Annotated in this window: 22 protein-coding genes and 1 pseudogene; 7 read left to right on the top strand and 16 right to left on the bottom strand. The window is 61.3% G+C overall.

Annotated features, from left to right (window positions below):
- Positions 1-40: 40 nt before the first annotated feature.
- Positions 41-1,798, bottom strand: coding sequence for an adenylate/guanylate cyclase domain-containing protein (locus JKL45_RS20400; protein ID WP_201863418.1), 1,758 nt, complete (start codon positions 1,796-1,798; stop codon positions 41-43).
- 597 nt (positions 1,799-2,395) lie between these two features.
- The gene (locus JKL45_RS30535; protein ID WP_281401786.1) at positions 2,396-2,521 is read right to left on the bottom strand and encodes a hypothetical protein; all 126 of its coding nucleotides are present in this window, start codon (positions 2,519-2,521) and stop codon (positions 2,396-2,398) included.
- Positions 2,522-3,107: 586 nt separating this feature from the next.
- Here JKL45_RS30535 and JKL45_RS20395 point away from each other — a divergent pair.
- A pseudogene (locus JKL45_RS20395) lies at positions 3,108-3,531 on the top strand (transposase); the annotation flags it as partial.
- Between the two features lie 166 nt (positions 3,532-3,697).
- Here the strand turns inward: JKL45_RS20395 and JKL45_RS20390 are convergent.
- The 4 genes from JKL45_RS20390 to JKL45_RS20375 all read right to left on the bottom strand — a co-directional run bounded on the left by JKL45_RS20390 (position 3,698) and on the right by JKL45_RS20375 (position 7,445).
- Positions 3,698-4,993, bottom strand: a complete 1,296-nt coding sequence (locus tag JKL45_RS20390) for a M20/M25/M40 family metallo-hydrolase (RefSeq protein WP_201863417.1) — start codon at positions 4,991-4,993, stop codon at positions 3,698-3,700.
- Between the two features lie 72 nt (positions 4,994-5,065).
- Positions 5,066-6,286: an ABC transporter permease family protein gene (locus JKL45_RS20385; protein ID WP_201863416.1), complete on the bottom strand. Its 1,221-nt coding sequence runs from the start codon at positions 6,284-6,286 to the stop codon at positions 5,066-5,068.
- Positions 6,283-7,017, bottom strand: coding sequence for an ABC transporter ATP-binding protein (locus JKL45_RS20380; protein WP_201863415.1), 735 nt, complete (start codon positions 7,015-7,017; stop codon positions 6,283-6,285). The genes JKL45_RS20385 and JKL45_RS20380 overlap by 4 nt, the downstream gene beginning before the upstream one ends.
- The gene (locus JKL45_RS20375) at positions 7,014-7,445 is read right to left on the bottom strand and encodes a hypothetical protein (protein WP_201863414.1); all 432 of its coding nucleotides are present in this window, start codon (positions 7,443-7,445) and stop codon (positions 7,014-7,016) included. The genes JKL45_RS20380 and JKL45_RS20375 overlap by 4 nt, the downstream gene beginning before the upstream one ends.
- A gap of 786 nt (positions 7,446-8,231) precedes the next feature.
- Here JKL45_RS20375 and JKL45_RS20370 point away from each other — a divergent pair.
- From JKL45_RS20370 to JKL45_RS20355, 4 genes are read left to right on the top strand one after another with little or no spacing between them, the layout of a single operon-like run.
- Complete coding sequence (locus tag JKL45_RS20370) at positions 8,232-8,876, top strand: TetR/AcrR family transcriptional regulator (protein WP_201863413.1); 645 nt, start codon at positions 8,232-8,234, stop codon at positions 8,874-8,876.
- Complete coding sequence (locus JKL45_RS20365; RefSeq protein ID WP_201863412.1) at positions 8,873-9,862, top strand: HlyD family secretion protein; 990 nt, start codon at positions 8,873-8,875, stop codon at positions 9,860-9,862. The genes JKL45_RS20370 and JKL45_RS20365 overlap by 4 nt, the downstream gene beginning before the upstream one ends.
- Positions 9,859-10,815: an ABC transporter ATP-binding protein gene (locus JKL45_RS20360; protein ID WP_201863411.1), complete on the top strand. Its 957-nt coding sequence runs from the start codon at positions 9,859-9,861 to the stop codon at positions 10,813-10,815. The genes JKL45_RS20365 and JKL45_RS20360 overlap by 4 nt, the downstream gene beginning before the upstream one ends.
- Positions 10,812-11,981, top strand: coding sequence for an ABC transporter permease (locus JKL45_RS20355; protein WP_201863410.1), 1,170 nt, complete (start codon positions 10,812-10,814; stop codon positions 11,979-11,981). Before JKL45_RS20360 ends, JKL45_RS20355 begins: the two co-directional genes overlap by 4 nt.
- Positions 11,982-12,048: 67 nt before the next feature.
- On the opposite strand, the gene JKL45_RS20350 is transcribed toward JKL45_RS20355, so the two are convergent.
- Complete coding sequence (locus JKL45_RS20350) at positions 12,049-12,327, bottom strand: hypothetical protein (RefSeq protein WP_246498726.1); 279 nt, start codon at positions 12,325-12,327, stop codon at positions 12,049-12,051.
- Positions 12,328-12,389: 62 nt separating this feature from the next.
- Between JKL45_RS20350 and JKL45_RS20345 the strand changes: the two genes are divergently transcribed.
- Positions 12,390-13,727: an IS701 family transposase gene (locus tag JKL45_RS20345; RefSeq protein WP_201863409.1), complete on the top strand. Its 1,338-nt coding sequence runs from the start codon at positions 12,390-12,392 to the stop codon at positions 13,725-13,727.
- 350 nt (positions 13,728-14,077) lie between these two features.
- Here JKL45_RS20345 and JKL45_RS20340 read toward each other — a convergent pair whose 3' ends face one another.
- The 6 genes from JKL45_RS20340 to JKL45_RS20315 form a co-directional block, all read right to left on the bottom strand.
- A complete protein-coding gene (locus tag JKL45_RS20340) occupies positions 14,078-15,466 on the bottom strand; it encodes an aspartate aminotransferase family protein (RefSeq protein ID WP_201863443.1) in 1,389 nt (462 codons plus the stop codon).
- A gap of 89 nt (positions 15,467-15,555) precedes the next feature.
- Positions 15,556-16,359: an ABC transporter permease gene (locus JKL45_RS20335; protein WP_201863408.1), complete on the bottom strand. Its 804-nt coding sequence runs from the start codon at positions 16,357-16,359 to the stop codon at positions 15,556-15,558.
- 4 nt (positions 16,360-16,363) lie between these two features.
- Positions 16,364-17,551: an ABC transporter permease gene (locus JKL45_RS20330; RefSeq protein ID WP_201863407.1), complete on the bottom strand. Its 1,188-nt coding sequence runs from the start codon at positions 17,549-17,551 to the stop codon at positions 16,364-16,366.
- Positions 17,548-18,612: an ABC transporter ATP-binding protein gene (locus tag JKL45_RS20325; protein WP_201863406.1), complete on the bottom strand. Its 1,065-nt coding sequence runs from the start codon at positions 18,610-18,612 to the stop codon at positions 17,548-17,550. The genes JKL45_RS20330 and JKL45_RS20325 overlap by 4 nt, the downstream gene beginning before the upstream one ends.
- Positions 18,613-18,852: 240 nt before the next feature.
- Positions 18,853-19,905, bottom strand: a complete 1,053-nt coding sequence (locus tag JKL45_RS20320) for an ABC transporter substrate-binding protein (protein ID WP_201863405.1) — start codon at positions 19,903-19,905, stop codon at positions 18,853-18,855.
- Between the two features lie 130 nt (positions 19,906-20,035).
- Entirely contained in the window at positions 20,036-20,584 is a 549-nt protein-coding gene (locus tag JKL45_RS20315) for a cupin domain-containing protein (protein ID WP_201863404.1), read from the bottom strand.
- Positions 20,585-20,778: 194 nt separating this feature from the next.
- Here JKL45_RS20315 and hisD point away from each other — a divergent pair, with 194 nt between their 5' ends.
- The gene (gene hisD, locus JKL45_RS20310) at positions 20,779-22,074 is read left to right on the top strand and encodes a histidinol dehydrogenase (protein ID WP_376771054.1); all 1,296 of its coding nucleotides are present in this window, start codon (positions 20,779-20,781) and stop codon (positions 22,072-22,074) included.
- 72 nt (positions 22,075-22,146) lie between these two features.
- On the opposite strand, the gene JKL45_RS20305 is transcribed toward hisD, so the two are convergent.
- The 3 genes from JKL45_RS20305 to JKL45_RS20295 all read right to left on the bottom strand — a co-directional run bounded on the left by JKL45_RS20305 (position 22,147) and on the right by JKL45_RS20295 (position 26,411).
- Positions 22,147-23,475 carry an aspartate aminotransferase family protein gene (locus tag JKL45_RS20305; RefSeq protein WP_201863402.1) on the bottom strand — a complete coding sequence of 443 codons (1,329 nt, stop codon included), beginning with the start codon at positions 23,473-23,475 and terminating at the stop codon, positions 22,147-22,149.
- A gap of 3 nt (positions 23,476-23,478) precedes the next feature.
- Positions 23,479-24,537: a phosphotransferase gene (locus JKL45_RS20300; protein ID WP_201863401.1), complete on the bottom strand. Its 1,059-nt coding sequence runs from the start codon at positions 24,535-24,537 to the stop codon at positions 23,479-23,481.
- Positions 24,538-25,823: 1,286 nt separating this feature from the next.
- Positions 25,824-26,411: a hypothetical protein gene (locus tag JKL45_RS20295; protein WP_201863400.1), complete on the bottom strand. Its 588-nt coding sequence runs from the start codon at positions 26,409-26,411 to the stop codon at positions 25,824-25,826.
- Between the last annotated feature and the right edge of the window lie 350 nt (positions 26,412-26,761).

Genomic DNA, 26,761 nt, shown 5'->3' with positions numbered 1-26,761 from the left:
TCACCGATAAGCGATCGGTTCTCAGGGTCAATCCAACCCGTCAATCTAGGCAGGCTCGGGCAAGTCCCTCGATCAGGCGCTCCCGATCCTCGGCGCGGACGAAACAAGATGTTGCTCCGACCCAGTCCCGTGAGATGTCGGGGACGAGCGACTTGAGCCGTCGGAGCATTTCCGTGGCAGCCTCCTGGTTGCCCAGAAGTCCGGCACAGGTCGTGCCGATGATCAGCGGATATACGTGGCCGGACCGCAAGCGATGCGCCTCCCGTGCATACCTCAATCCAAGCTCATAATTCGCGCCCTGGAAGTACGCCATGGCGTAGTAGAACTGAAAGTCGCCGAGAAAAGCCTCGCGCGGGCTCAGTCTGAGGGCGTAGTCGATGCAAGGAATCGCATCCGCCGCACGGCCCCCGTTGGCATGCACAAGTCCCAACTGGCCGTGGGCAAACGCGGAGTTGGGGTTGATCGCGACAGCCTGGCTGACCGCCGCCATCCCCAGAGCATCGTCACGCGTCGCATAGGCCGTCATCGTCTGCGCTAGGTAAGCCCATGGTTCCTTATCGTCCGCGGCAATGGCCTGTTGGACGCCATCCCTGGCAAGTGCCAGGGCGTATCCCATGTCCTCCCACCCCTGGAACGCGCGCCACATCATGATCCAGCCTTTCATGGCGAGCGCCTGGGCATAGTCGGGAGCCAGTCCGATGGCCCGATCGAGCAGGGGGAGCATCTTTCGGCTGCTCTCCTCAGACAACTGGGAACACAGGAATACCGCCCGCACGACACATTCCCAGGCATCAAGGCCATGATGCGGCTTGGGGCTCTCACGGGCATGCTCTGCCGCCAGGAGTTCCGGCCCGATGCGGCCGACGACGCTTGTGGTGATCTCGTCCTGAATGACGAAGATGTCGCCGAGGTCGCCGTCGTACCGCTCGGCCCAGAGATGGGTTTCGGAGGCCGCATCGATGAGCTGCGCGGTCACCCTGACGCGGTTGCCGGACTTACGGACACTCCCCTCGAGAACATAGCGGATCCCGAGTTCGCGACCGATGGCGCGTACATCCACGGGCTTTCCCTTGTAGGTGACCATCGTGTTGCGGGCGATCACGAAGAAGTCCTTGAGCTTGGACAGCGCGGTGGTGATATCCTCGGTGAGCCCATCGCTGAAGAAGTCCTGCTCCGGGTCGGCGCTCATGGCGTTGAACGGCAGCACGGCAATGGATGGTCGATCCGGAAGTGCGAGCCTGAGCGATGCCGTTCGTGCGGTCGTCCCTTCCAGAAGCGGGCGGTACAGTCGCACCGGCCGCTCCATGTTCTTGAGCGCGCGTTCGCCCAAATACTCGTAATCGCAATCAAGCTTGCCCTGGAGGTGATCGTACGCCGTGCCGGAAATGCAAATGCCGCCGGGATCTGCCAAGGTCTGGAGGCGGGCCGCGATGTTGACGCCATTGCCGTAGAGGTCTCCGTCAACCTCGTGGATCACATCACCGAGATTGACGCCGATCCGGAAGATGATGCGTCGCTCTGTTGGGATATCGGTCTGGTTCTCGGCAACGCCCTTCTGGATGGCGACCGCGCACGCGACGGCATCGACGACCGAGCCGAACTCCACGAGCGCACCGTCGCCCATCAGCTTGACAATACGGCCCTGATGCTCGGCCACCAGCGGATCGATCACCTCCTGGCGCAGAACCTTCAGGGTCGACAATGTCCTAGCCTCGTCATGTTCGACGAGGCGGGAATAGCCGACGACGTCAGCGGCCAAGATCGCGGCCAGCCGCCGCTCCGCTCTTGCAGTCGCCATGGCTGTCTCTCCCTCAGGAGATCCGCCGGATGAAGCCCAGGCAATTGACGCGACATACACCATCCGGCTGCCCGACACCGCGCCCGTGCTGGTTCATGATAGCACCGGGACGGTTGGGTGGCGACGCTTCACGGGAGGGCCGCCTTCAATAGGAACAAGATCCGCGAAGCGGTCACTGCAAAGGTCTGTTGCGGTCCAATGGAAGGACGGCGTCATTCGAAGGGAGGTCCGTTTCCGGGACTTCGAACCCACGGGCGCGCTGAGAACTTGCCGAAGCGGTTTCTTCCGTCGGCGGTGGGAACAATCGCTCTGTCAGCCACGTGTCCCAACCTCAGGATGGTCCGGAGTGGGTCAAACCAAGAAATTGAGCAGACGGAATGAACGTCTGCTCACCGCGGAAAGGCAGACATTCGAGTTACTTCCGCCTCGTGCCAGGAGCGGTCGTTCGCCTTAGCCCACCAGCGGAGCGTCGACCGAGCGCCATCCAGACATGACGGTGCCACAGCGGGTGCATGATTGGCCTGGGCCATCAGCATCTCCTTACCCTGTAAAACAAATCCTCTCGGAGACTGGGAGCAGCGACTGATGGGGTGCTGCTCAACGTTCCCTGGGAGCGACCATGGCTGCGGCGACGATGGTAGCGGCATACGCTGCCAAGGCGAAGAGCGGGCCAAGCACGGTGGCTGCCAAAAGGATGCTGACCGAGGTCTTGAGGGCACGCATTACGAAGGCTCCACCCAGGTTGAGGTCGGAGCCTGGCTGGAGGAAGTTAACCGCGAGTTAACCTTGGCCTCTAGGCTCCATGGCCCAGCCTATGGATTGCCCTCGGAATACCTTCCCGTCTCCTATCTATCAAAGAACCAAGGTGGATCATCCACGCAGGTATATCCAACGGGGCACTTCGGGGTATCAGCCGTGGGCACCCAAGCGGGCCGAACGTACTCATTACGCAAGCAGAAGGCTTGGCTGCTGACGTAGCGGTCGTAGGTGTAGCGTCCTGTGCCCAGAACGATTGCGCCTCGATTGGCGACAAGGGAGCGGGCTTGGCCGCAACTCATGGCAAGGCTTAAGGGTCGAGGTTGAGCGATGACTTCCGTCGACAGTCTAGCCATCGCGATGAGGATCAGGCTCAATGTCTTCATGGCAGCCACCGCATAGAACAATGACGACGCACATCTCCACCTACAGGATTGAACTGCTAGCGGCGCAGAGATCGTCAAGGGTAGAGCTGGCTTGGAGAATTTGAACAGAGGGATAAGTGGAGTTTCTGCCTAACTGCGGCCAGAATGGCTGCCGAACAGGAGAAGCGATGAGCAAGAGACCCCGCCGGAACCACTCTCCGGCTTTCAAGGCCAAAGTGGCCTTGGCTGCCGTGAAGGGCGAGAAGAACCTGGTCGAATTGGCCCAACAGTTTGATGTCCATCCCAACCAGATCACCCAGTGGAAGGCGCAGCTCCTCGACGGGGCGGCCGACATGTTCGGATCCGAGAAGGCTGCAGCCGCCAACCCGCCGGTGGACGTGAAGACGCTACACGCCAAGATCGGTGAGCTGACGCTGGCCAACGATTTTTAGAGCACGCGCTCGGCAAAGCCAGAACGTGGCCGAGCGCGAAGCGATGATCGACCGCCTGCATGCACTGCCGCTGGCCCGGCAAGCCGAGGAACTCGGGATCAGTCGGGGGAGCCTCTATTATCAACCGCAGCCTGTCTCAGTGGCAGGCCTCGCCTTGATGTACTAACCCTCAGTGTCCGATGGCCTACCAGGCCAGAACCCTGGATGCGCCTGTTGCCATGTCGAACCGCTCCGAGTTTACCAACGCGGTGAACAGCATCCAGCAACGAGGGCCAACTGGGAATGGGCCGGACCTGGCACCTGCGCCAAATCCGGCCCATTGATTATCATTGAGCCCCTGAGACGGCCAGCACGGTAGTCAGGATCGTCTTCTTCACCGTATGGTTGCTTTCCGGATCAGTGTCGATCCACTCGTCAAGCGAGTGCGAGCGGTCAGCCTTGCCGACACGGGGGATCGTGACCGCCGGTATGCCCAAGCTCATGGGCATGTTCGAGTCGGTCGAGCCGCACTCATAGGTCGGCTTGCTTCCGTTCGCCAGGAAGGCGGCCGTTGTCAGTTGCACCAGGTCTGTCTTTTCGTCCGTCCGCCCCGCGGGTCGGTCGCCAACCAGCTTGATGTCCGCCGTGATCGATCCTTCCTTGGTCGACCGAGCAAAGTTTTCCGTCTCCAAGGACTGGTTCACGATGGCCAGGAAGCGCTTCTCGAGACGGTCGAGTTCCTTGGCGTCCTCGGAGCGCATGTCGAACTCCATCCAGACCTCATTCGGGATCGAGTTCACCGAGGTACCCCCTTGAGTCACGCTTGCCGAGTACGTGGTCTTAGGCTTGGCGGGCGTCTGGATCTTGTACATCTCGACCACGGTCTGAGCCATCGCCGCCATAGGATTGACGAGGCCGAAGGCACCGAAGCTATGCCCGCCGGGGCCCTTGTAGGTCACCCGATAGCGCTTCGACCCGACGCCGCAGTTCGTGAGGCGGGTCGTGCTGCTGCCATCGAGCGAGTAGAAGTACTTTACCTGGTCCTTGTACTTGCCCTTGGTGAAGAAGTAGCGCACGCCGCGCAGGTCGCCGAGGCCTTCCTCTCCGACGTCGCCTAGGAAGACGATGTCGCTCTTCGTCTTGATCCCGGCGGCATCCATCGCGCGGACGATGCTGAGCAGGGTGGCGAGTCCAGCGCTGTCGTCGCCGACCCCTGGGGCCGCCAAGCGGGTGCCGTCCCGCCTGACCTTGACGTCCGTTCCCTCGGGAAAGACGGTGTCGAGATGGGCGGACACCACCACCAGTGGACCGCCTCCGGTGCCCTTCCGCACGCCAATCGCGTTGCCTTCCTCGTCGAGCTCGACGTCGCTCAGGCCATGGGCCTTGAACATCTCCATGTAGGCTTTGGCCCGCTCCTGCTCCTTGAACGGCGGTGCTGGGATCTCGGTCAGCTTGATGACCTCGCTGATCCAGCGGTCATGGTCCTTCTGGAGCGCGTCGACCGCCGTTTTGAAGGATTGGCTGTCCATGATGCGCTTCACGGTTTCCGTGTGCGCTGGTGCAACGTCTTGAGCAATGGCCGGGCCTGCAATCAAAGTTCCGACCACCAGAGCGTATCTCAGTTTCCTTAGAGTCGAATGCATCGATTACTTCCTCCTGGTTGTTCAGTGCTGGGATCAGCACCAATGGAAAAGGCAGATGATCGGGAGCGTTGTTTAGCTCTCTGCAAGGGAAATCGCGAGCGATCGTCGCTGAACCACGTATGCGGGCAGAAGAGCCAAGATCCATCCTGTGGCTAGTATGCTGGCTGCGATGAGGTACTCGCTTGAGTCGAGTGTTGGGGTAAGCTCCACGCCGGTATCAGCGGCAAGCCACTGGCTAACTCCATATGAGAGCCCGTATCCGGCCACAAGACCGAGCCCCACACCGGCGAGCACCAACGTGGCGGTAAAGCCCCAGGCAATGGCAGCAATGAAGAGTCGAGGAGCGCCTAGAGCCCTCAGAGTGATGAGCTGTGGTACGAGAAATCGAAACAACAATAGCACACCCATTACGATGGCCATCAAGACCAGCGCTTGTGTGACTATGGCGAGCAGGCTCATGAGCTGGCGCAAGTCGCCCATTACAGAATAGAGACGGGTCAGCGCTTCGGCAGGAAAGAACCCCATGGACTCGTTGGTCGTATAGGCATTGCGAAGCTGATACGCGGCGGCGATCGTAGTAGGTTTAACTACTGCCGCCGGGACGCCAGGCGTTCGGGCTGGATCGAAGGGCGGACCGACCGCTTCGCTGCCTTCCTCGTGGCCATAGGGGAGTGAATGGAGCTGCCAAACGAGCTCTACCGGCACCATGATGGCGCTGTCCCACGGCGAGCCTGTCGGCTTCATCCGGCCTACGACCGTGATCATTGAACCATGCTCGTGAGGGTCAGCGTCTTCCTCCGGGTTGCCGTCGCGTGGTATGCCGTGCGTCGGTTGGAAAGTCTCCCCGACCTTCATGGGCGAGGCAGCTCCCACAACCGCCTCCTCTCGACGGGCGAAGACCCGGCCTTCCTGCAATTCGTTCGATAAATGAGTGACGAGTTGGCTTGTTGTTCCAACAATAGGCGCGCTGCGGTGGCTGTCTCCGAAGCCGATTGGAGCCACAAACGCCGCGCGTTTGTCGTTCAAGAGTCGCACTGTTACTTCCGGCGGGAGCAGTTTAGTCGTTCCAGGGCGCAGAAACACAGCGGTAAGCAAAACATCGGTTTGGCTCCCAGGAGCTGCCACGATCAGATCGAAGCGGTCAGCCGCACGGGCGCTGCCGGTGCGCAAGGCGCGTTCTTGCGAGATGAGCGCTACCGCAAGGCTGACACCTGCCGCAACGAGGAAGACGAACGCGAGGGCGGCCCAGCGATGCCGGACGAGGAACGCACGTACAATGGGCCAGGGATTCAAGCGTGGTCTCCCGCTCGGAGCCCAACGAAAGGATCCACAGCAGGCGTGCCAATCCGCCCAGCTTTCAATGAAATGACCTCGTGTGCCCGGGAAACGAGCAGGTCGTCATGAGTGACACATACGACGGCCTTCCCCTGTCCGGCGAGGCCCTCAAGGGTCTTGGCGACCGAGGCGGCATTTGCGCGATCGAGGCTGGCGGTCGGTTCGTCCGCGAGGATAATCGCAGGGTCCATCAGGAGAGCGCGGGCAAGGGCGACCCGCTGCCGCTCGCCACGGGACAGACGCGACGTCGAGACGGAACGCTCCAGCAATCCGAGATCACGAATTAGCGTGCGGGCCCGTTCGCGCAGGATCGAAGGAACCCGATAGTGACCGAACAGCGCTGGCGTTGTGACATTCTCAAGTACAGTGAGTTCGTCAATGAGGCGAAAATCCTGAAACACCATTCCGCAGTTGTGACGCCGCCAGGTGTCACGAGCACTCTCCCCTAAGGAGCTGACGATCACGCCGCCGTGACGAATTTCGCCTGAACTCGGAACGAGAATGCCCGCAATGCAATGCAGGAGGGTCGTTTTTCCAGAACCCGATGGGCCAACGATTGCGGTAACTCGACCGGGTTTGAACTGCGCAGTGATGCCGGACAGAGCATCGAACCGGTCGCCGGTCACGTCGCAGAAGGAGGCCCCAAGCTGGAAGACTGAAAGGCCTGCCTCAGCGTCATGAGGGTTCACGCACCCGCCCTCTGGAAGACTGCGTCTGTCAGCCTGACCTTACTGACGAACCCAGTTGTCGGGTCGGTCGCAGGGCCAACCTCAAGCGTTCCCTGCACCAGGATGAGTGTTCCAGGCGCAGCCATCTCCTGCTTGGCGCGCATGCGCACAAACACAATCGAGTCGATCCATTCACCCTCCGATGCACAGAAGGGGCAGGTCTCGACCGGTGTGTTCGACAAGATGAAGAAGTCGGAGTCGACCTTCAGATGGGGGGCCATGAAACCCTGCATGGCGATGCGTGTCCCCTTCAGCTCATCTGCGCGTGGCGAGAAGGACCCGTCGTGATTATAGAGTTCGCCCATGCGGATCCTGGTCGCGGCAAAACTCGCTTTTGGAAGAAGTCCGGCCGTCAAAGCGGCTGTGAGGAGAGTTCGTCTGGTCACCATTGCCAGTATGCCTCCTGACACGCTTCGCTCAGGTTGACGGCTGGGCTTGAAAACGGCCCAATCCAGCCTGCTCTATTGTGATTAGACCCACGAGTCGTCGATTGGTTCAATAAACTTGAGCCTATCCTTCGCGACCAAGGTGTCAACGGTCATAGCCTCGATCAAGGCCTTCAAAGACATGCTGCCGTGCCTTGACCGAGCGTTGCAGCAGCACCCGGTACAGCCAGCAGGAAGGACGAGCCATACCGCTGCCTGAGGTCGCACATTGATACGTTACCCCATATATCGTTGGATCCATACGCCAGTAACAGTCAGCATCAAGCTTGGATCAAATAGTTGTTTCGCTGATCCAGCAGCATGTCGGCTGTGGCGCAATCCATAGGTTGCTATTCCTTGCTCTCACGCGCACTTTGGAAGGTCCGCCGGGGGTCGAGGCCGTGTCAAAACGCGGGCGGGTCGCTCCGTCGAGGAGTTAAAATTCCTGCAAGTCTTGGTAGACCAGGAAATCCTCGGTACTGGAGCGGGAACTTGTACAAATCGTTCGGCACGGCCGAGCCGGTTCGTGTTTTGACACACTCTCGGTCATGCAGTGACGACGCCATATCCCGGGAACGTCTGCTATTCATTGCTGGAGCAGACCCCCGGCCTACTTCCGAGATGTGCCAGGAAGAGACGTTCCGCAGCCCCTGATCAGGCGCTTCCCGTCTGGCCAGCTCACGCTCGACACAGCATTGAAGGAGGAGTACCATGACTGACTAGTCAGTCATGGTCCAAGACGGGGCGATAATGGCAAAGCGGCATACCTTTAAGAAAACCCCCGCCCGAAACGAGAGCGACCGCCAAGCTAAGCTCCAGGCGATCCTCGACGCCGCGCTCGACGTCTTTTTGGAAAATGGTTTCGCAGAAGCCCGCCTCGACGACGTCGCCGCCCGGGCAGGCGTCGCCAAGGGCACGATCTATCTCTACGTGCCGTCCAAGCAGGCTCTGTTCGAGGCACTAGCACAATTCGGAATCGGTGGGGCGATCGGAACGATCGAGCAGAGGGTACTCGCCCTCGATATTCCAGCCGAGGAGCAGCTCAAGGCCCTTTTTGCCTTCTTGCGTCAAGAGGTGCTTGGTACCCGCCGGGGCGATATCGTGCGCTTGCTGCTGCGGGAAGCGTCCCGCTTCCCCGAACTCGCGGAAATCTATCATCGCGAGGTCATCAGCCGTGGTCTGGAGCTTCTGCGCACCATTGCCGAGCGCGGCGTCGCCCGCGGCGAGTTCCGCTCGGACGAGCTCGTGCGCTTTCCCCAGCTTGTTGTTGCGCCGGGGCTGGTGGCGCTTCTCTGGACGAGTTTGTTCCAGCACCTCGAGCCGATCGACGTCGGCGCGATGCTGGAGGCGCACCTCGCCCTGATGATGAAGGCGCTGAAATGCCCCTCGTCATGAAACGCAGGCTGGCCATCGCTGCTCTTGCGATCCTGCTCTTGGCGGGCGGAGCCAGTGCTTGGTTCCTGTTGCGCCCACAGGGGAGCGACGTCGGCTTTCAGGGTTACGTCGAAGGCTACTTGGTCTTCATGGGGCCGGAAGACGGCGGGCGCATCGAACGCCTTGCAGTCGACTCCGCAGACCGGGTCACACAAGGCCAACTGCTCTTCGAGCTCGAATCCTCTATGCAGACTGCCCAGCGCAACGAAGCCGAGGCGCGGCTGCATCAGGCTAGGGCCCAGCTGACCGATCTCCAGTCTGCTCTGCAGCGCCCGGAGCAGATCGCAATCCTGAGGGCCCAGGAGGAGCGGGCAAAGGCGCAGCTTAGCCTCTCACAAGCTGAGCTCGACCGGCAGCGGACCCTGTTCGAGCGCGGCATCGCTGCTAAGGCCCAGTTCGATCAGGCCCGCACCGCCTTCGAGCGCGACAGGGCCGCTGTAGAAGAGGCGCAGCGCCAAATCGAGGCCGGACAGATCACTGGCCGCTCCGCCGAGATCAGGGCCGCCGAAGCCTCCGTACAGGCCGCCGAGGCGGCTCTCCGCCAAGCCGAGACACGCCTTGCCCGTCGCCAAGTGGTTGCACCCGCCGCAGCCCAGGTCCAGGACGTCTATTTCCGCGCTGGCGAGACGGTGAGTGCCAGCCAGCCGGTCCTTGCGTTGCTGCCATCGGAGAACCGGCGCATCCGCTTCTACGTTCCGGAGCCGCGCCTCTCCACTCTTGGGCTGGGCACCCTCGTTGGTCTCTCCTGCGACAGTTGCCCAGCGGGACTCCAGGCCCGGATCCGCTTCATCGCCCGCGAGGCCGAGTTCACCCCGCCTGTCATCTTCAGCGAGGAGCAGCGCGCCAAGCTTGTCTTCCGGGTTGAGGCGCGCCCGGTCTATGGTGCCGAATTGCCGATCGGCCTGCCTGTGACTGTCAAACCCGTCGAGACGGAGGCTGGATCATGAGCGCCGACCCGGCCGCCCTGCCCGCGAGCACCTCCGATATCGTCATTGACGTGCATGGTCTCACCAAATCCTTCGGCGGCCGAACGGTAGTGCGAGATCTATCCATGCAGGTCCAGCGTGGCCTGATCTACGGCTTCCTAGGCCCCAATGGCAGCGGCAAGACCACCACGCTGCGCATGCTCTGCGGACTGTTGACGCCGGATGACGGACGCGGCACCTGCCTGGGCTATAACATCCGCACCCAGTCGGCCGAGATCAAGCGCCACGTGGGCTACATGACACAGCGCTTCTCCCTCTATGCGGATCTCTCGATCCGCGAAAACCTCGAATTCGTTGCCCGCGTCTATAACATCGCCGATCCGCACGCGGCGGCCCGCAATGCGATCCAGCGGCTCGATCTGGAGAGCCGCGCTGGGCAGCTCGCGGGTGAATTGTCGGGTGGATGGAAGCAGCGCTTGGCGCTCGGCGCCTGCATCTTGCCGGGCCCTCAACTCCTGTTGCTCGATGAGCCGACCGCCGGCGTCGACCCGAAGGCACGCCGAGACTTCTGGGATGAGATCCATGTGTTGGCCCATGATGGTATCACGGTGCTGGTCTCAACCCACTACATGGACGAAGCCGAGCGCTGCCACGAGATCGCTTACATCGCCTATGGGGACCTGATCACTCAGGGCTCGGTCGATGAGGTGATCGCCAACGCGCACCTGACCACCTACAATGTCACGGGTCCAGAGCTCACGGCTCTGGCGGAGCATCTGAAGTCTCTCCCTGGCGTTGACATGGTGGCGCCCTTTGGCACGGCGCTGCACGTGAGCGGACGCGACGCGGAGCGGCTCGACGTTGCGACGCATGACCTTCGCAAGAGCGGACCTCAGGTCTGGACTCCAGGACATGCGAGCCTTGAGGATGTGTTCATCGACCTGATGAGCCGCACGAAGGACAACTTCGCATGAGCGCCGGACCCGCCGTCCCACGGCGCACGCAGGGCCTCAAGCGTTCGATGGAGCGCATCTACGCCGCCTTCATCAAGGAGCTGCTGCAGCTTCGTCGCGATCGCATAACTTTTGCGACAATGATTTTCATCCCGCTCTTCCAGCTGTTCCTGTTCGGCTACGCCATCAATACTGACCCCAAACACCTGCCGACCGCAGTGCTGATCCAGGACGAGAGCTCTTTTGCACGCTCCTTCCTGGCGGCCATGCAGGTGAGCGAGTACTTCGACATCGGGACCAGCGCTGCGAGCGGGGACGAGCTCGATCATCTCATCCTGTCGGGCCGGGTCCAGTTCGGTGTACAGATCCCGGCCCATTTCGGCCGGGACCTGATCCGCGGCGAACGCCCCGCCGTGTTGGTGATCGCGGATGCGAGCGATCCCGTGGCGGCCGGAGGCGCGGTGGCGGCCTTACAGGGTCTATCATCGAGCGTCTTCTCTCGCGAGCTCACCGGGCCAGTGGCCAATCTCGCGCCGAAGCCCCTGCCCTACGAATTGCACGTTCACCGCCGCTACAACCCGGCCGGCGAGACGCGCCTCAACATTGTGCCCGGCCTGATGGGCACGATCCTGACGTTAACCATGCTGATCTTCACGGGGTTATCCGTGACGCGTGAGGTGGAACGCGGCACCATGGAGAGCCTGCTTGCCATGCCGATCCGCCCGGTCGAGATCATGCTTGGCAAGATCGGTCCCTATCTGGCAATCGGTGGTCTGCAGGCGGGATTGATCCTCGCGGCCGCCAAGCTCCTCTTCGGCGTGCCCATCATCGGCAGCCTCGCGGTCCTCGTAGCGCTGACGCTGCTGTTCATCCTGGCCAACCTGGCGGTCGGCTACACCTTCTCGACCATCGCCGCGAGTCAGCTCCAGGCGATGCAGATGTCGTTCTTCTTCTTCCTGCCGAACATCCTGCTCTCCGGCTTCATGTTCCCGTTCCGCGGTATGCCAGGCTGGGCGCAGGTGATTGGGGAGGTACTGCCCCTGACCCACTATTTACGGATCGTTCGCGGCATCATGCTGAAAGGGGCTGACTTTATGGATCTTGAAGCCGACGTGCTGGCGCTCGCCGCCTTTACACTGGCGGCGATGATCATTGCCGTCCTGCAGTTTCGTCAAACGCTAGATTGAGCTTCTCAACGGGATTTTGGCGTGGGTCCTGAGCTCGACTTTGGCCATTTTTCAGGGCGCCGGAGGATCAGACGTGGATCCAGAAAGCGGGCTGAGAGGCGATGTAGTCGACGGCTTGGCCGACCGGCATCGTCAGCCTGCCGAATGGGCCAGGAGCCTTCCAGCGCTCACCATTCCACCACATCACCTGAACCTTCTCGGGATCGTCGGTCGGACGCAGCCGTGCCACCGGCGCTCCGGTGCGCCGGGTCAGCAGCGAGTAGCCGCCTCCTCGCTTCTCCACCACCAGATCATGCACCTGGCAGAAGGCTTCGAGCCCCTCCAGGATGAGATCGCGTTCGGGCATGTGCAGGCCATCTCCGCGGCCGGGCGTTGATCTATCGGTCAGTACGTCCATCAGAGCGCGCCATGATACCTCCCGTACCCGCCCCTGTCCTGATCCCATGGTTCGCACCCTTTGCGAGCGCGTTCACCGCGCCGACCTTGCGGGGCGTGCTCGTGCTGATCGCCGGCGCCATCCTGGCCCCCGGCCGGCGAACCGTCACATCAGCCCTGAGCATCATGGGCCTGCGCGAGAGCGCCACCTTCCATCGCGTGCTCAACCGCAACCGGTGGTCGCCACGCGATCTCGCATGTCGGCTCCTGCATCAGCTCGTTGGAGCCTTCGTGCCCGAGGGGCCGGTGGTGATGGCCATCGACGAGACTATCGAGCGCCGTTGGGGTGCCCAGATCCGGGCCCGCGGCATCTATCGCGATCCGGTCCGCTCCAGCCATGGCCACTTCGTCAAAGCCGCGGGCCTGCGCTGGATCAGCCTCATGCTGCTGGCGCCGATCCCCTGGGCTGGTCGCGTGTGGGCGCTGCCGTTCCTGACCGTCCTGGCGCCCTCGGAACGTTATGCCCGTGAGAGGGGACAGCGGCACAAGCTGCTGACGGACTGGGCACGCCAGATGCTGCTCCAGGTTGCCCGTTGGGTGCCCGAGCGACAGATCATCATCGTGGCCGACATGAGCTATGCGGCCATCGAGTTACTCGCAACGGTGCGGCGACACCTGACGGTGATCACCCGTTTGCGGCTCGATGCGCGCCTGTTCGATCCACCCCCGGTGCGGCAGCCCGGCCAGAGAGGACGGCCGCGGGTCGCGGGCCCTCGCCAGCCCACCCTAGCGCAGCGGCTGACCAATCCTGCCACGCGCTGGCGACAGGTCACAATCAGTCACTGGTACGGGGAACAGGATCGGGGGCTGGCCATCGCCTCCGGCACGGCGCTCTGGTACCACCCGGGCAAGAGCGTGCCGATCCGCTGGGTGCTGGTGCGCGACCTTGCGGGTGAGCTCGAGCCGCAGGCTCTCCTGTGCACGGATCTGGCGGCGGATCCGGTTGACATCGTGAGTTGGTTCGTGCGGCGCTGGTCCGTGGAGGTGACGTTTGCGCAGGTGCGTCGCCATCTCGGCGTCGAGACACAACGCCAGTGGTCGGATACAGCGATTGCCCGCACCACGCCGGCCTTACTGGGCCTGTTCTCGTTAGTGGCGTTGTGGGCGGGTGAGGGTCTCAACGATGACTGGAAGCCACGCCGCGCCGCCTGGTATGCAAAATCTCGCCTGACCTTCAGTGATGCGCTGGCAGTCGTTCGGGCCAAAGTGTGGAGCGCCAGTTTTGAAACGTCCCGGCACGACTGTGATCAGGTGAAAATCCCGCGGGCTCTGCTCAACCGCTTAACAGACGCTGCATGCTTCCCCACCTGAAAGGACCAAACTCCAGCTGAGGATAGGCCGAACTTATGCACGCGGGCCTGTAAACGTTTATGCCGCGAGCCACTGAGCCGGAAGTCTCCCTGCACTTAAGCTGAGCCTTTGGGCCAGGCCGTATGAAGGTCCGCTTGCTCCCGTGAATGCGGAACTTCGGCCGTCGTCCGCCTCGTGCCGCCAACTGACGTCGCGCTCTGGAGAAACAAAGCGATGTTGCCGGTCATGAGCATGAAACCGGCAGCATCCGAACTCCTTCATTCAGTTCAGTAGGGGCTTACAGAAGATGAGTTCTACTCCCCTCCCATAAGATCTCATCGGCGGCATGTAACAGACGGTATGTCTTGCGGCTACATGGATGCCACATCCCTATTCAGCAACTCATGAGCGGTTTCATCGAGCGTGAGCTTGAAGCGCTTCACCATGTCGTGGACCTGCTCTTCATTGATGATCAGTGGCGGGCAGAACGCGATGACATCACCAATGGCTCGGATAATCAATCCATTCCCATGAGCGCGTGAAAAGACGTGCGCACCGATCTTGCCGACGGGATCGAACTTTGCCTTCGTCGCCTTGTCCGCCACCAGCTCAACAGCTGCGATCAACCCGACGCCACGCACCTCACCAACAAGGGGGTGACCTGCCAGCTTGCGAAGTTCGACCTGCATCACCTCGCCCACGCGCCGCGCATTCTCGACCAGGTTCTTCTCTTCGATGATGTCGAGATTCTCGAGTGCAACCGCCGCAGGAACCGGATGGCCGGATGCGGTGAAGCCATGACCGAACGTGCCGATCTTATGGGAATTGTCGGCGATGCCGTCATAAAGCTCCTGGCTTATCATCACAGCCGCGAGAGGCTGATAGGATGACGTGATCTGTTTCGACAATACCATAATGTCGGGATCGATTCCGTAATAGTCACACGCGAACATAGTCCCGAGGCGGCCGAAGCCGTTGATCACTTCATCAGCAACGATCAGAACGTCGTACTTGCGGCAAACAGCTTGGATCTTGTCCCAATAGGTTGCGGGAGGCGGCAGGACACCACCCGCGCCCATCAGCGGCTCACCGATGAATGCAGCCACCGTCCCGGGACCTTCCTCCAGAATGACCGCTTCCAGCTCGGCGGCAAGGCGATCGGCAAACGCTTCTTCGCTCTCGCCTGGTTCAGCAAAACGGTAGTGGTGCGGGCAGGTGACGTGTCGCACGGGGACGAATGGAAGATCGAAATCGCGTTGGTTGGCAGGAAGGCCTGTCAGACTGCCTGAGGCAAGAGTGATCCCATGGTACGCATTGGTGCGGGAGACGAACTTCTTCTTCTGGTGCAGCCCCCGTGCATTGTTGTAGTACCACACCATCTTGATGACACTATCGTTCGCTTCCGATCCCGAGTTCGTGAAGAAGGCGCGTTTGAGACGATCCGGCGTCATCCTCACCAGACGCTCCGCCAGCAGAACCGAAGGCTCGTTAGTCTTGTGGGAGAAGGTATGATAATAGGGCAGCTTCGCCATCTGCCGCGCTGCAGCTGCAACGAGGCGCTTCTCACCGAAACCGACAGCCACACTCCAGAGGCCGGCCAAAGCCTCAAGGTAACGATTTCCCTGGTCATCGTAGACGTAGATCCCCTCACCGCGATCGATCACGATAGGCCCGATCTCCTCGTGCTTCCTGGCATTGGTGACGGGATGGAGCACGTATTCCACATCACGGGCTTGAATTGAATTTGGGAGTCCACGCATGATAATCAATCCTTTCGTTTTTGAACCTCGGTTGACGGGGATGTGAACCGAAGCTTTAGTCATGTCCCTCAGCTATGAAGAGAGCTTAGTCATATTGCTGATGGCGCTGTTTTTAGAGCGCTTCGCTTCTGACGCCATCGCAGCAGAGCAGCGAGCCCGCCAAGGCATAGCGTACCGATGATGAGGAGAAGCGCTGCCGCGGCGACTGTCGGATTGATATTCTCGCGGATGCTCGAGAACATCTGCCGCGCTAACGTCCTCTGGTTCGGGCCCGCCACGAACAGGGTCAGCACGACCTCGTCGAGGGAGGTTGCGAAGGCGAAGATCGCGCCCGACACCACACCCGGAACAGCCAGCGGCAGGGTCACGCGCCGAAACACCGTGACGGGCGGAGCCCCCAGGCTGCTCGCCGCGCGCTCGATGGATGGGTCGATTCCCTGTAGGGCCGCCGAGACGCTGACGATCACGAAGGGAATGCACAAAACAGCATGTGCGATGATGACGCCGAGATAGGTACTCGCAAGCCCAAGCCGAACGAGGAAGATCTGCATGCCGACACCGAGGACAACAGCCGGCACCACCATCGGGAGCAGGAACAAGGTTCGCAGCAGGCCGACCATCGGCAGAGCCCCTTTGCGCATCCCGAGGGAGGCCAACGTGCCGAGCACGGTCGCAAACACTGTCGCGCCGCCGCCGATGATGAGGCTGTTGACGATGGAAGTTCGCCATACATCGGCTGTGGTGAGCTCGTGCAACCAGCGCATCGAGTAGGCAGGGATGGGATAGTTGAGAAACACGCTAGACGTGAACGCCAGTGGCAGGATGGCGAAGATTGGCATCAACAGGAAGATGACAATCGCGGCTCCGAAGGTGAACTGAAGCGCTCGAAACATAGCCTCAAGCTCCCGGCAATCGTGAGGACGTCGAGAAGCGCCCATAGATGGTGTAGAGCATGGTGGTTACCACGAGGAGGATCAGGCCGAGAGCGCCTGCCAGCCCCCAGTTGGCGGTGCCGGTTGCGTAGAACGCAATCACGGAACTGATCATTTGATCGTTCGCTCCACCGAGCAGCGCTGGAGTGATGTAATAGCCTATGGCAACCATGAAGACGAGCAGCGATCCCGAGAGAAGACCTGGCAGACTCAGGGGCAGCAGCACGCGCCAGAACGCTCGAACCGGTCCTGCTCCCATCGACTGCGCAGCAGACATGAGGTTACCCGGGATACCAAGGATGACGCTGTAGATCGGCAGCACCATGAAGGGTAGAAGCACATGGGTCATGGCGATTACCACGCCGAGCCGATTGAAAATCAATGGCAGTGGAGAATCAATGAGCCCGATAGCCTGCAGCGCACGGTTGATGAGGCCCTCGTTCTGCAGGAGGATAAACCAGGCGGCCGTACGCACAAGCAGCGATGTCCAGAGCGGCAGGACAACCGCAAGCAGGAGAACCGACCGCTTCCACCCTGTCAGCGAAGCCGCAAGCATCGCGTAGGGAAGCCCAATGGCAGCGCAGGCGATTGTCACCATGGCCGCGACCAGAAGAGTGCGCAGCATGATGAGGCGGTGAGCCGAGGCGTCCGCACCCTCAAGCACGATGCTGCCCGATCCATCGCGCTTCATGTCGACGGCGGCCAGGATGTTACGATCCGTATAGGGCGGCATCGCTTCCTTGAGCGCTACCCAGAAGCGTGTGTCCTTCCAGCGCGGATCGACCGTGAGAAGATCAACCTGTGCGGGTTCAGACGCGGCTTTGACTGCAGGGATGGTCCGCCCGAGCAGGGTGCGGAAGCCCGATGCCGCGCTGTTGAGCCGGCGCACGGCCTCGCCTAGAGCCTGCTCGTCCGTGGCGGCCGTGAGATCCTGCACGAATGCCTTTTGGGCTGCTTCCGAGGGAATACCCTGGCCATCCCAGGAAACAATAATGGCCGCCGTTCGCGGCAGAACCTTGCTGACTGCGTCGTCGACGAAGGCGGCGGTGACCATCGCCCAGAGGGGCCACAGGAAGAAAACGGCCATGAAGACGAGGACTGGCGAGACCAGCAGCAGGGCACCAGAGCGCTCGCGAAGTATAGCTGCTTTCATTGTGTGAGCACCGTGCAATCGCTGGGGTCGAACGAGGCGACGACTGAGGCGCCGACAGTCCAGTTTCCAGCTAGCCGCTCGCACCGCGCTACCAAGCTGAAATCGTCACGGGTGAGTTGAACCCGCATGTGATCCCCGTGATAGATGCAGTCGGCGATGGTCATGTCGAGCGCGTTGCTCCCCTCTGGCACTGCCCCGAGACGGATCCGCTCGGGACGCAGGGAGAAGGATGCCGTCTGGCCAGCCGAAAGACCATTCCCGGCATGCGCACGCGCGCTGAGGCCGGCGCCGAGGGAGATACGGGCCACGTGATCGTCGACGCTCGCGACCTTGGCCTCGATCAGGTTGGTCTCGCCGATGAACTCCGCCACAAAGCGTGTGCGCGGCGTGTCGTAAATTATCTGAGGGTCGTCGATTTGTTCGATCCGCCCCGCGTTGAACACCGCAATGCGGTCCGACATCGTGAGTGCCTCGGATTGGTCGTGGGTCACGAAGACGATGGTGAGGCCGAGGCGCTTGTGCAGTTCACGGATCTCCAGCTGCATGTGTTCCCGTAGCTGCTTGTCGAGCGCGCCGAGCGGCTCGTCCATAAGAATCACGCTCGGCTCGAACACGAGGGCCCGCGTGAGCGCGATGCGCTGCTGCTGGCCGCCAGAGAGTTGCGAAGGCCGCCGGTCCTTCAACTGCTTGAGCTTCACCATGTCCAGCGCGCGTTCGACCCGCTCGGCGATCTCGGCACGCGGCACGCGCTGCATCTCAAGCGGAAAGGCAACGTTCTCGGCAACGCTCATGTGTGGAAAAAGGGCGTAGTTCTGGAACACGACGCCCATCTGCCGGCGGTAAGGCGGCAGATGATCGATACGTCTGCCGTCAAGATAGATTGCGCCCTGTGTCGGTCGTTCGAATCCCGCCAGCATCATCAGGATCGTGGTTTTACCGGAGCCGGACGGGCCTAGAAGGCTGACGAACTCGCCCTTCTCGATGGCGAGATCGAGCGCGTTTACCACGGTGACACTGCCGAAGGCTTTCGAGACCGACTCGAACTGAATGAAAGGTCGCATTTTGCTATGCCCTTGATTGTGATTGCCGCGGATGAAGCCTTGACGGGTGCTGCATCCTGCGCCCTCAGCTCGAACATAACGGCAAGAGCCATCTTTCCGCAGAAGAGGCGCGGGCTTTCGCCCGCGCCTCAATTTAAAGGTGCATTGGCCACGCCAGGAGCAGAGTGATGGATCAGGCGCCGCATCGAGTCTCTGAAGCTCGCATACCACCCGCTCCTGTTCGCGTGGATTGCCTCGCTGCTACTTTGCGAGCCAAGCGTTAAAGCGTTTGTTGAGCTCCTCGATGTTGTCAATCCAGAAGTCGGCGTCGAGTGGCACCGCGCCTGCCAGGTTGTCAGGCGCGGTCGGAAGGTCCTTCTGCAGGTTTGCCGGCACGGCAGCTGCGGCCGCTTTGTTCGGAAGGCCGTAAGCAATGTATTCAGGCAGCTTCACTTGGTTTTCCGGAACGTTCGCGAAGGCGATGAAATCCATCGCGGCGTCCTTGTTCGGACTACCTTTCATGATCACCCAGCTGTCGATGGCGTAGAGGCTGCCGGGCCATACGACCTTGAAGTTTTTGCCTTCGGTCTTGTTGATGCCCGAGATACGGCCGTTATAAGCGGTAGTCATGACCACCTCGCCGGACGCCAGGAGCTGCAGCGGCTGAGCGCCCGATTCCCACCATACAATGTTCGGCTTCAACTCATCGAGCTTCTTGAACGCGCGATCGACGCCCTCTGACGTGCTCAGCACCTTGTAGACATCCGCGGGAGGCACGCCGTCAGCCATCAGGGCAAACTCAAGCGCGTATTTGGGGCCACGGCGGAAGCCGCGCTTGCCGGGGAACTTCTTGGTGTCCCAAAAGTCGGCCCAGGACTGCGGCGCTTCTTTCAAGCGGTTCGCGTCATAGCTGAGGGCGGTCGTCCATACGATGGCGCCTACGCCGCAATCGCTGACAGCGGCCGGAAGGTAGGCGTCCTTGCCACCGAGCTTGCTCCAATCGAGCTTCTCATAATAACCGTCCGCGCAACCGAGCGCGAGCTCCTCGGACTCGACCTGCACCACGTCCCAGTTCGGTACGCCCGCCTTGATCTTGGCAGCGATCACGCCGATGCCGCCATCCCAGGTCTCGTCGAGAACCGGCTTGCCGGTCTTCTTGGCGAAGGGCTCGAAATAGATCTTCTTCTGCGCGTCTTGGTAGTTGCCTCCCCATGACACGATGGTGAGATCGCGAGCCTGAGCAGACGTGACGGCTGCGCCCGCAACAAGGGCTGTGAGGCAGCCGACAAGCGTCAGTTTGTTGGCGAGTGTCATGATTGGATCCCTCTCTGGTTATTGGTTCCTTCTGCAGGCAAGCACATCCACGGTCGCAGGTGAAAGCGTCTTGGCTCCGAAGCGGTGAAAATATTAAACATAAATCTGGTTGAACCCGTCAGCTCTTAGTTTAGTAGGTCGGCGGCGTAACGGCGCTAAGAACGGTACTCGGCTCGTTGGCAACGTTGCGAAAGCGGTGAGGCATCCGGCTGTCGAAATAGTAACCATCCCCTGCCTTGAGAACACGGAACTCGTCGCCCACTGTGACCTCAACGGCACCGTGCAGCACTGTCCCGGCTTCCTGCGCCGAGTGGGAGAATGGCTCTCCCGTATCGGCCCCGACTGCGTAGGTCTCATGCAGCATCAGGATCTGCCGATTGGGATGATTCATTCCCAGCATGCGATATGAGATCGTCTGCGCCTTGCCGATTTCGACCCATTCGCTCGCCTCGTAGAACGGCGAGTGCGGCACGGTGGAGTTCAGGTCCGAGAAGAAGCCGGTGAGCGTGGTGCCGAGAGCATCCAGAATGGCGCTAAGAGTATCGACCGAGGGGCTCATACAGTCCCGCTCAATAAGCGAGATCGAGGAATGTGAGATGCCGGATCTCAGGGCCACTTCACGGACTCCGAGGTTCCGCCGGCGGCGAAGTTCCCTGAGCCGTGTCCCAATCTTCGGCATGCCTACCTCTTCTTGGCTTGAGAGCCTTGCCCGTCGAAACCTGATCCGGTTTGGACAAATCCCGGGCTGCCCATCGCCTTCGCCACCTTACGCATGGTTAGAATACTGAACAAGAGGGTCAGAGCCAATTGAGAAGCGCCACCACATCATCGAGAGTTGGGCCCGGCCAAAAGGAACAAACAATGTTACGATCGATGTCGACTCTGACCGAAAAGGTCACACATCTCAAAGCTCCGAAGCGTAACGCTGATACGGACAACCGCGAGATCGAAGCCACCGTTCGTGATATCATCGGCGCAGTGCGGACGCGGGGGGACGTGGCTGTGCGGGAGTACGGCAACGCGTTCGACAAGGTCGATGTGGCCGCCTTTGAAGTCACCGACGAAGAGCGCGCCAAGGCCGTGCGCAACCTTGATCCGCAGACCCGACAGGACACCGAGTTCGCCATCGAGCGCGTCCGCGTATTCGCACAGGCTCAACTCGGCACCATCTTACCCCTTGAGATCGAAGCCCTGCCGGGCCTCAACCTGGGGCACCGCGTTATCCCGATCAAATCCATCGGCGCCTACGTGCCTGGCGGTCGCTATCCCCTCCTGTCTGCTCCGATCATGACAATCGTGCCCGCGAAGGTTGCTGGTTGCGAGGAGGTAATCGCATGCCTTCCGCCGACTGCCCACCCGGCCATGATCGCCGGATGCCATCTCTCCGGGGCCGACCGAATCTTCCGCATCGGCGGCGCACAGGCGATCGCCGCGATGGCGTATGGCACGCAGACTGTGCCGGCCGTTGACAAGATCGTGGGCCCCGGCAACGCCTTCGTCAACGAGGCGAAGCGCCAGGTGTTCGGCCCTGTTGGCATCGACCAGCTTGCCGGCCCCAGTGAAATCTTCGTGGTGTCGGACGAGACGGGCGATCCGGAGATGATCGCGGTGGACCTTCTGGCACAGGCCGAGCACGACATCCGCACCCGGGTGGGCCTCATCACCACGAGCCGGAAGCTGGCTGAGGCCACTCTCACTGAAGTTGAGCGCCAGTTGCAGAACTTGTCGACGGCAAACGTCGCCGGCCCAGCCTGGCGCGACTATGGAGAGATCGCCGTCTGCGCTGACGAGGAGGCGATGATCGCGTATTCGGACTTCATCGCGGCAGAGCATCTGCAGGTGCACACGCGCGATCCGCATGCGACTGCCAAGAATTTGCGTAACTACGGCTCGCTTTTCATCGGGCCGCTCTCCAGCGTGGTTTATTCGGACAAGTGCTGCGGCACCAATCACACGCTGCCGACCATGGGAGCCGGCCGCTACACAGGTGGCTTGTGGGTCGGCTCCTACGTGAAAGTCTGCACGCACCAGTGGCTTGACGAGCGCGGTGTTGCGGCGGTTGCGCCGCCTGCCTGCCGCCAGAGCGAGAGCGAAGGTCTCGAAGGGCATCGCCGCGCGGCCGCCCTCCGCTGGAGCCGTGAGCAGTTGTTGAAGAACGGGCCGATCTAATCTCCCGACCGGCAGAAACTAAACCTTCAACGACCGGCGGCAGCGCCGGTCGCTTGCTGTTTATCGGGATGCTTAGGCCCGAGAGACGATACCAGCCAGGGTCTCGTCCATGGCAGAGAGGAAGTGGTCGGCGTTCGCCTTCGAGAAGACTAACGGCGGCCGGATCTTCAGGCCGTTCGCCGCACGTCCCGTCGCGCTGATGAGCACGCGCCGCTCGCGCAGGCCGTTCACCAGGGCCGCCGTCTCCTGCGGCGCGGGCTCCTTGGTGGCGCGGTCCCGCACCAACTCTACGGCGACGAACAGACCGGCCCCGCGCACATCGCCGATGATCTGGTAGCGGTTAGCCAAATCCTGCAGGCCTTGTCGGAGATAGATGCCCACGCTGCGGGCGTTCTCCACCAACCCTTCCCGCTCGATGACCTCCAGAACGGCGATACCGACTGCCGAGGAAACGGGATTGCCGCCGAAGGTGTTGAAATAGCGCGCGCGCTTCCCGAACTCGTCCAGAACCTCAGGCTTTGCCACCATGCCGGCTACAGGATGACCGTTGCCCATGGGCTTTCCGAGGGTCACGATATCGGGCACGATCCCATGGCGCTGGAAGCCCCACATGGCCTCACCTGTGCGGCCGAAACCGGGCTGGACCTCGTCCGCGATGAAAATCCCGCCGGCCTTGCGGATTTCCTCAACCGCTGGCTTCAGGAAACCTGCCGGATCCGAGAACACGCCGTCGCTTGAGAAGATCGTGTCGACGATCAACGCTGCGGGCCGAATGCCATGGGATCTCATATCCTCGATAGCGGAGCGAACATGCTGCGCAAAGGTTGCGCCCACGTCCTGCCCGTTCGTTCGGTACTGGTCCGGTGCCGGCACGGTGCGCACGTGATCCCCGAGCCGCATCCCAGTACCGAGCGAAGGCGACATCTCTGCGATGATGCTCGTAACGCCGTGGTAGGCGAAGTCGGTGATGATGACGCCGGTGCCACCCGTGTGCGTTTTGGCCACCCGCAAGGCCAGATCGTTCGCCTCGCTGCCCGTGCAAGTGAACATCACCTGCGGGTTCTCGATTGGGAAATAGCCGAGAAGCTTCTCGGCGTAATCGAGAGCCATGTCGTGGAGGTAGCGGGTATGAGTGTTGAGGATGGACGCCTGCTTGGACAGCGCAGCAACGACGTGCGGATGGCAATGGCCGACAGACGCCACATTGTTGTAAACGTCGAGATAAGTCCGGCCATCGGGATCATAGAGCCAAACGCCCTCCCCGCGCACCACATGGACCGGGTTGGCATAGAACAGCCGGTAGGCGGGCCCGAGCAGGCGCTGGCGACGGGCGATGATCTCTTGCTCGCGTGCACCAACTTCGGTGGCTTTGGCGGGATCATAGGCGTTGATCATGGACATCGGTCACTCCGGGCAGCTGTTTCGACGAAGGTAGGCTTGCGCTTCGGCGCGGTCCAAGGCGGCGAGTCGTTCCAACCCTGCCCAGGCTGACGGCACGTTGCGCAGGATGTATTCGCGGTTCTCCGGCTGTATTGCGGCGCGCCAGCTTGTGATCAACACCGTCAGTATCATGCGCGTCGCCACGAGGTCGAACAGGATCTCGAACTCAGCGTCGTCAAGCGGAAGAACGGCATGGTATCCGGCAATGAACTGAGAGACAGTTTCAAGGGGATGTCTGGCATCCACATTCCGATAAGCGGCAGCGACCGCGGGATCGTTCACCAGAGGAGCCAACACTGCATCGCCGAAGTCGATCACGCCGGTCACACGATCATGATCGCAGTCTGCCACGAGCACGTTGTACGGGTTCAGGTCGTTGTGGATGACCTGCGTGCGCAGGTTCGGTATGGCGGGTAGCACGAACTGCTCAAATCGGTCGACGAATTGTTCCACCAGAGCCCGCCGTTGCAGGTCCTCGATATGCACTAGCAGGGGACGCAGGCGGTGGGCATGCTTCATGTCCCACATCAGCTCGTGGTTCGAAGCCGGGTGCTGGAACTCCCGCATGGCGAGATCGATCCGGGCGAGCACTCCGCCCATGTTCCGCTGCTGGCGTGGGCTGGACGGTGTTTTGTGCAGGGGGACGCCTTGGAGAAACGTATAGAGGCGCACGACGCTTGGCGGTTGACCCGGAAGCGCGAGGATGATTTCGGGCGTGCCTTCGACGGATCCGATAATGCGCGGCACAGGCAACGAGGGGTCGGTCTGCTCGATGTGCAGCAGGAGTTTGGTCTGGAAACCCGTCACCTGTCGGTCTTCGACAGGATTGCTGATCCTCAGGAGGAAATGATTGCCGTCCTCTGTCCTGATGTGGAAGTTGCTATCCCGCTCGCCTGGCAGCCGGGTTGGGTCGCCGCGAATGCCGAAATGCTGAAGCGCAATCGCCTTCACTTCGTCGGTCGCAGCCACAGGCGCAGCGGTTTCGAGCACTGCATTGCTGCTCGCTTGCGACGTCATCGACATGATCGGGCTTACCTCGACAGAACGGCCTGTGGTCATTTAGACCTTGGAACATGTGGACGGTTCCGCATGGCAGAGGCCTCAGGTGGACAATAGCCGTCCGAAGCAATTTGTCAGCCATTTTCCGCCAAAAGATGAGCGTTCTTCCTCAGCACTCTTGACCGCAGCGTCTCGAGCACGGCGGTTCCGCCTCCATGCGGGCTGGCCGAGGTAGTTCTCGACCGACAAGGCATGCCGTGCAAGCGGAGAGCCGCTACGGCGGCTAGTGCGCCGACAACCCTCGGATCTGGGCTTTTTCCCGGGGCCTCCCCAGACCTGTACAGGCGTATGCAGCGATCCGGAACAATGGTCCCGCCCTGTTACAAGGAGCGACGCCCTTGCTCCATTGATGCACCCAAGTGCCTGAATGTTTGGCATAACAGGTGGTGACCAGAGAGTTGACGTACGAAGGACAGCTCTGGGTCATCCAGCGACGATCCTTGGTTTTCGGGAATGTCAGCTTTTTCTGCCCTAAGCCGACCTGCGGCTTACTTCCGGGAGGTGCCAGGAACAGACGTTTAGGATGGCGTCTATCAGCTGCAACTTACGCTTCGGACTGAGAATCAGCTGGTTGGCTTTCACCTCAAACTCTGGCCTACTACCATGGGTAGACTTACACTCCGCCTCTATAGTTCGGAAGATTCACCGTGAGACAGAGCCTGTGCCTGCCCGGCGGACACCTCATCAGCGGAGAGCCACAACTGTGCCGGCAGCGTTGAGCCGGCATGCCACGTGAGATCGGCGGACTTGGCGTGAACTCGCCCGGGCGTAAACAACTCTCACAGCGATGGGGGCCGTGAGCCCTCCGTCTGGTGTGCGGCTCGCCTGCCCGACACTGGCTGCATCCACCTGCACAGCCCCGTACGGAAGCGCTGCCGTCACAATGGAGGTACGGCAGGCCTGGACAATCCGGCTTGAAACACCGACCCGCCGGACGAGTGGCTCCACAAAGCTTGCAGTTTCTGAGCCTGATGTTTCAAGACGTGGCACAAGGGAGGACGGCAAGGCCAAGGCGGTACTGCTTCTGCTGACACTAAGGGATGGCGATGTTGCCGTCACAGTTGTTGAAGCTGCGACAGCTCGCGTTGCTCGTGTACTTGCCGCAGTTGGCGTCGGTTGTGAACTTACTTCGGCCGGTGCTGCGCGGGAACTCGTTGTGCTTGGCGTATCTGGTGCTGCGGATATGGATGCTGGAGCCGACGCTCCTCCCGGTTTTCCGCTGCCGTTGTTGCTGGTCTGACTGCTTGTGCCTATAGCGCTCCCAGGGCCTCTGGTACCAGTACTGCCTCCGCTTGCATTGCCCTGGCTGGCACTGCCACTGGTCCCGGCGCTCGGATTACGACCAGCTCCAGCGCTGCCACCGCTCTTGCCGCCACCTCCAGCGCTGCCAGCACTGCTGCCGTTCCCAGCCCCTTGGCCGACGCCAGCTCCAGCTCCCCCATTGCCCCTGCCACCTCCCCCGGCGTTTGCGCTGCTGCCTCCATTGCCTGGGTTGGCACTGCCACTGTTCCCAGCACCCTGACTACTGCCGCCTCCAGCGCCCCCACCGCCTTTACCCCCGCCATTTCCATTGCCCTGACCGCCGCTGGTGCCGCCGCTATTTCCACTACTCCTCTCACCGTCGCTGTTATTTCCGCTGTCTCTCCCGCCTTCACTACTTCCATTGCCCTGTGCGCCACCTCGCCCGCCACTTCCACCACCGCCGCTGTTTCCGTTGCCGTTACCCCCGCTGTTCCCGCTTCCCTGACCACCACCGCTATTCCCGTTACCGGAGCCACCGCCCCCTTTGCCGCCACCGTTGTCATTGCCCTGACCACCGCCACCGGCATTACCGCCACCGTTCCCCCCTTCACCGCCGCCCTTGGCAAAGGCTGGCTGAGTTGCCAACAATGCAATTGTGATGATGGACATGAGTGATAACCGAAGCATGGCTTTTCCCTTAATTGCGCCGGTCAGACGCGCCTGCGCTGATCTTCGTGTCTTGGTTTTAGTTTAATCTGTCCCTTGGAGGCGCCATGCTCACAGACTATGTTGCGCCTAGGGCGGAGCACGCGATCAGCTACTCATTACTGACCTGCATTGTGGCTTCGCCATGCACCCCCATCGGCAATTCAGGAGGATGATCCTTTTGAGGCCGTTCGACGCTTGAACAGAGAGCGTCGTGCGTGGTTCGGCTTGGGTCTACGTG

Source organism: Microvirga soli (assembly GCF_016734765.1).
GTDB classification, from domain to species: domain Bacteria; phylum Pseudomonadota; class Alphaproteobacteria; order Rhizobiales; family Beijerinckiaceae; genus Microvirga; species Microvirga soli.
The sequence above is the reverse complement of the archived record's forward strand: the minus strand, read 5'-3'. Positions and strand labels throughout refer to the sequence as shown.

Bases quoted from the DNA above. Each gene is read 5' to 3' on its own strand.
- JKL45_RS30535 (WP_281401786.1), bottom strand. From the start codon at position 2,521: ATGCGTGCCCTCAAGACCTCGGTCAGCATCCTTTTGGCAGCCACCGTG.
- JKL45_RS20370 (WP_201863413.1), top strand. From the start codon at position 8,232: ATGGCAAAGCGGCATACCTTTAAGAAAACCCCCGCCCGAAACGAGAGC.
- JKL45_RS20320 (WP_201863405.1), bottom strand. From the start codon at position 19,905: ATGACACTCGCCAACAAACTGACGCTTGTCGGCTGCCTCACAGCCCTT.
- JKL45_RS20345 (WP_201863409.1), top strand. From the start codon at position 12,390: ATGATACCTCCCGTACCCGCCCCTGTCCTGATCCCATGGTTCGCACCC.
- JKL45_RS20325 (WP_201863406.1), bottom strand. From the start codon at position 18,612: ATGCGACCTTTCATTCAGTTCGAGTCGGTCTCGAAAGCCTTCGGCAGT.
- JKL45_RS20300 (WP_201863401.1), bottom strand. From the start codon at position 24,537: ATGTCGATGACGTCGCAAGCGAGCAGCAATGCAGTGCTCGAAACCGCT.
- JKL45_RS20340 (WP_201863443.1), bottom strand. From the start codon at position 15,466: ATGCGTGGACTCCCAAATTCAATTCAAGCCCGTGATGTGGAATACGTG.
- JKL45_RS20330 (WP_201863407.1), bottom strand. From the start codon at position 17,551: ATGAAAGCAGCTATACTTCGCGAGCGCTCTGGTGCCCTGCTGCTGGTC.
- JKL45_RS20365 (WP_201863412.1), top strand. From the start codon at position 8,873: ATGAAACGCAGGCTGGCCATCGCTGCTCTTGCGATCCTGCTCTTGGCG.
- JKL45_RS20350 (WP_246498726.1), bottom strand. From the start codon at position 12,327: ATGCCCGAACGCGATCTCATCCTGGAGGGGCTCGAAGCCTTCTGCCAG.
- JKL45_RS20355 (WP_201863410.1), top strand. From the start codon at position 10,812: ATGAGCGCCGGACCCGCCGTCCCACGGCGCACGCAGGGCCTCAAGCGT.
- JKL45_RS20390 (WP_201863417.1), bottom strand. From the start codon at position 4,993: ATGCATTCGACTCTAAGGAAACTGAGATACGCTCTGGTGGTCGGAACT.
- JKL45_RS20335 (WP_201863408.1), bottom strand. From the start codon at position 16,359: ATGTTTCGAGCGCTTCAGTTCACCTTCGGAGCCGCGATTGTCATCTTC.
- JKL45_RS20315 (WP_201863404.1), bottom strand. From the start codon at position 20,584: ATGCCGAAGATTGGGACACGGCTCAGGGAACTTCGCCGCCGGCGGAAC.
- JKL45_RS20305 (WP_201863402.1), bottom strand. From the start codon at position 23,475: ATGTCCATGATCAACGCCTATGATCCCGCCAAAGCCACCGAAGTTGGT.
- JKL45_RS20400 (WP_201863418.1), bottom strand. From the start codon at position 1,798: ATGGCGACTGCAAGAGCGGAGCGGCGGCTGGCCGCGATCTTGGCCGCT.
- JKL45_RS20375 (WP_201863414.1), bottom strand. From the start codon at position 7,445: ATGGTGACCAGACGAACTCTCCTCACAGCCGCTTTGACGGCCGGACTT.
- JKL45_RS20360 (WP_201863411.1), top strand. From the start codon at position 9,859: ATGAGCGCCGACCCGGCCGCCCTGCCCGCGAGCACCTCCGATATCGTC.
- hisD (WP_376771054.1), top strand. From the start codon at position 20,779: ATGTCGACTCTGACCGAAAAGGTCACACATCTCAAAGCTCCGAAGCGT.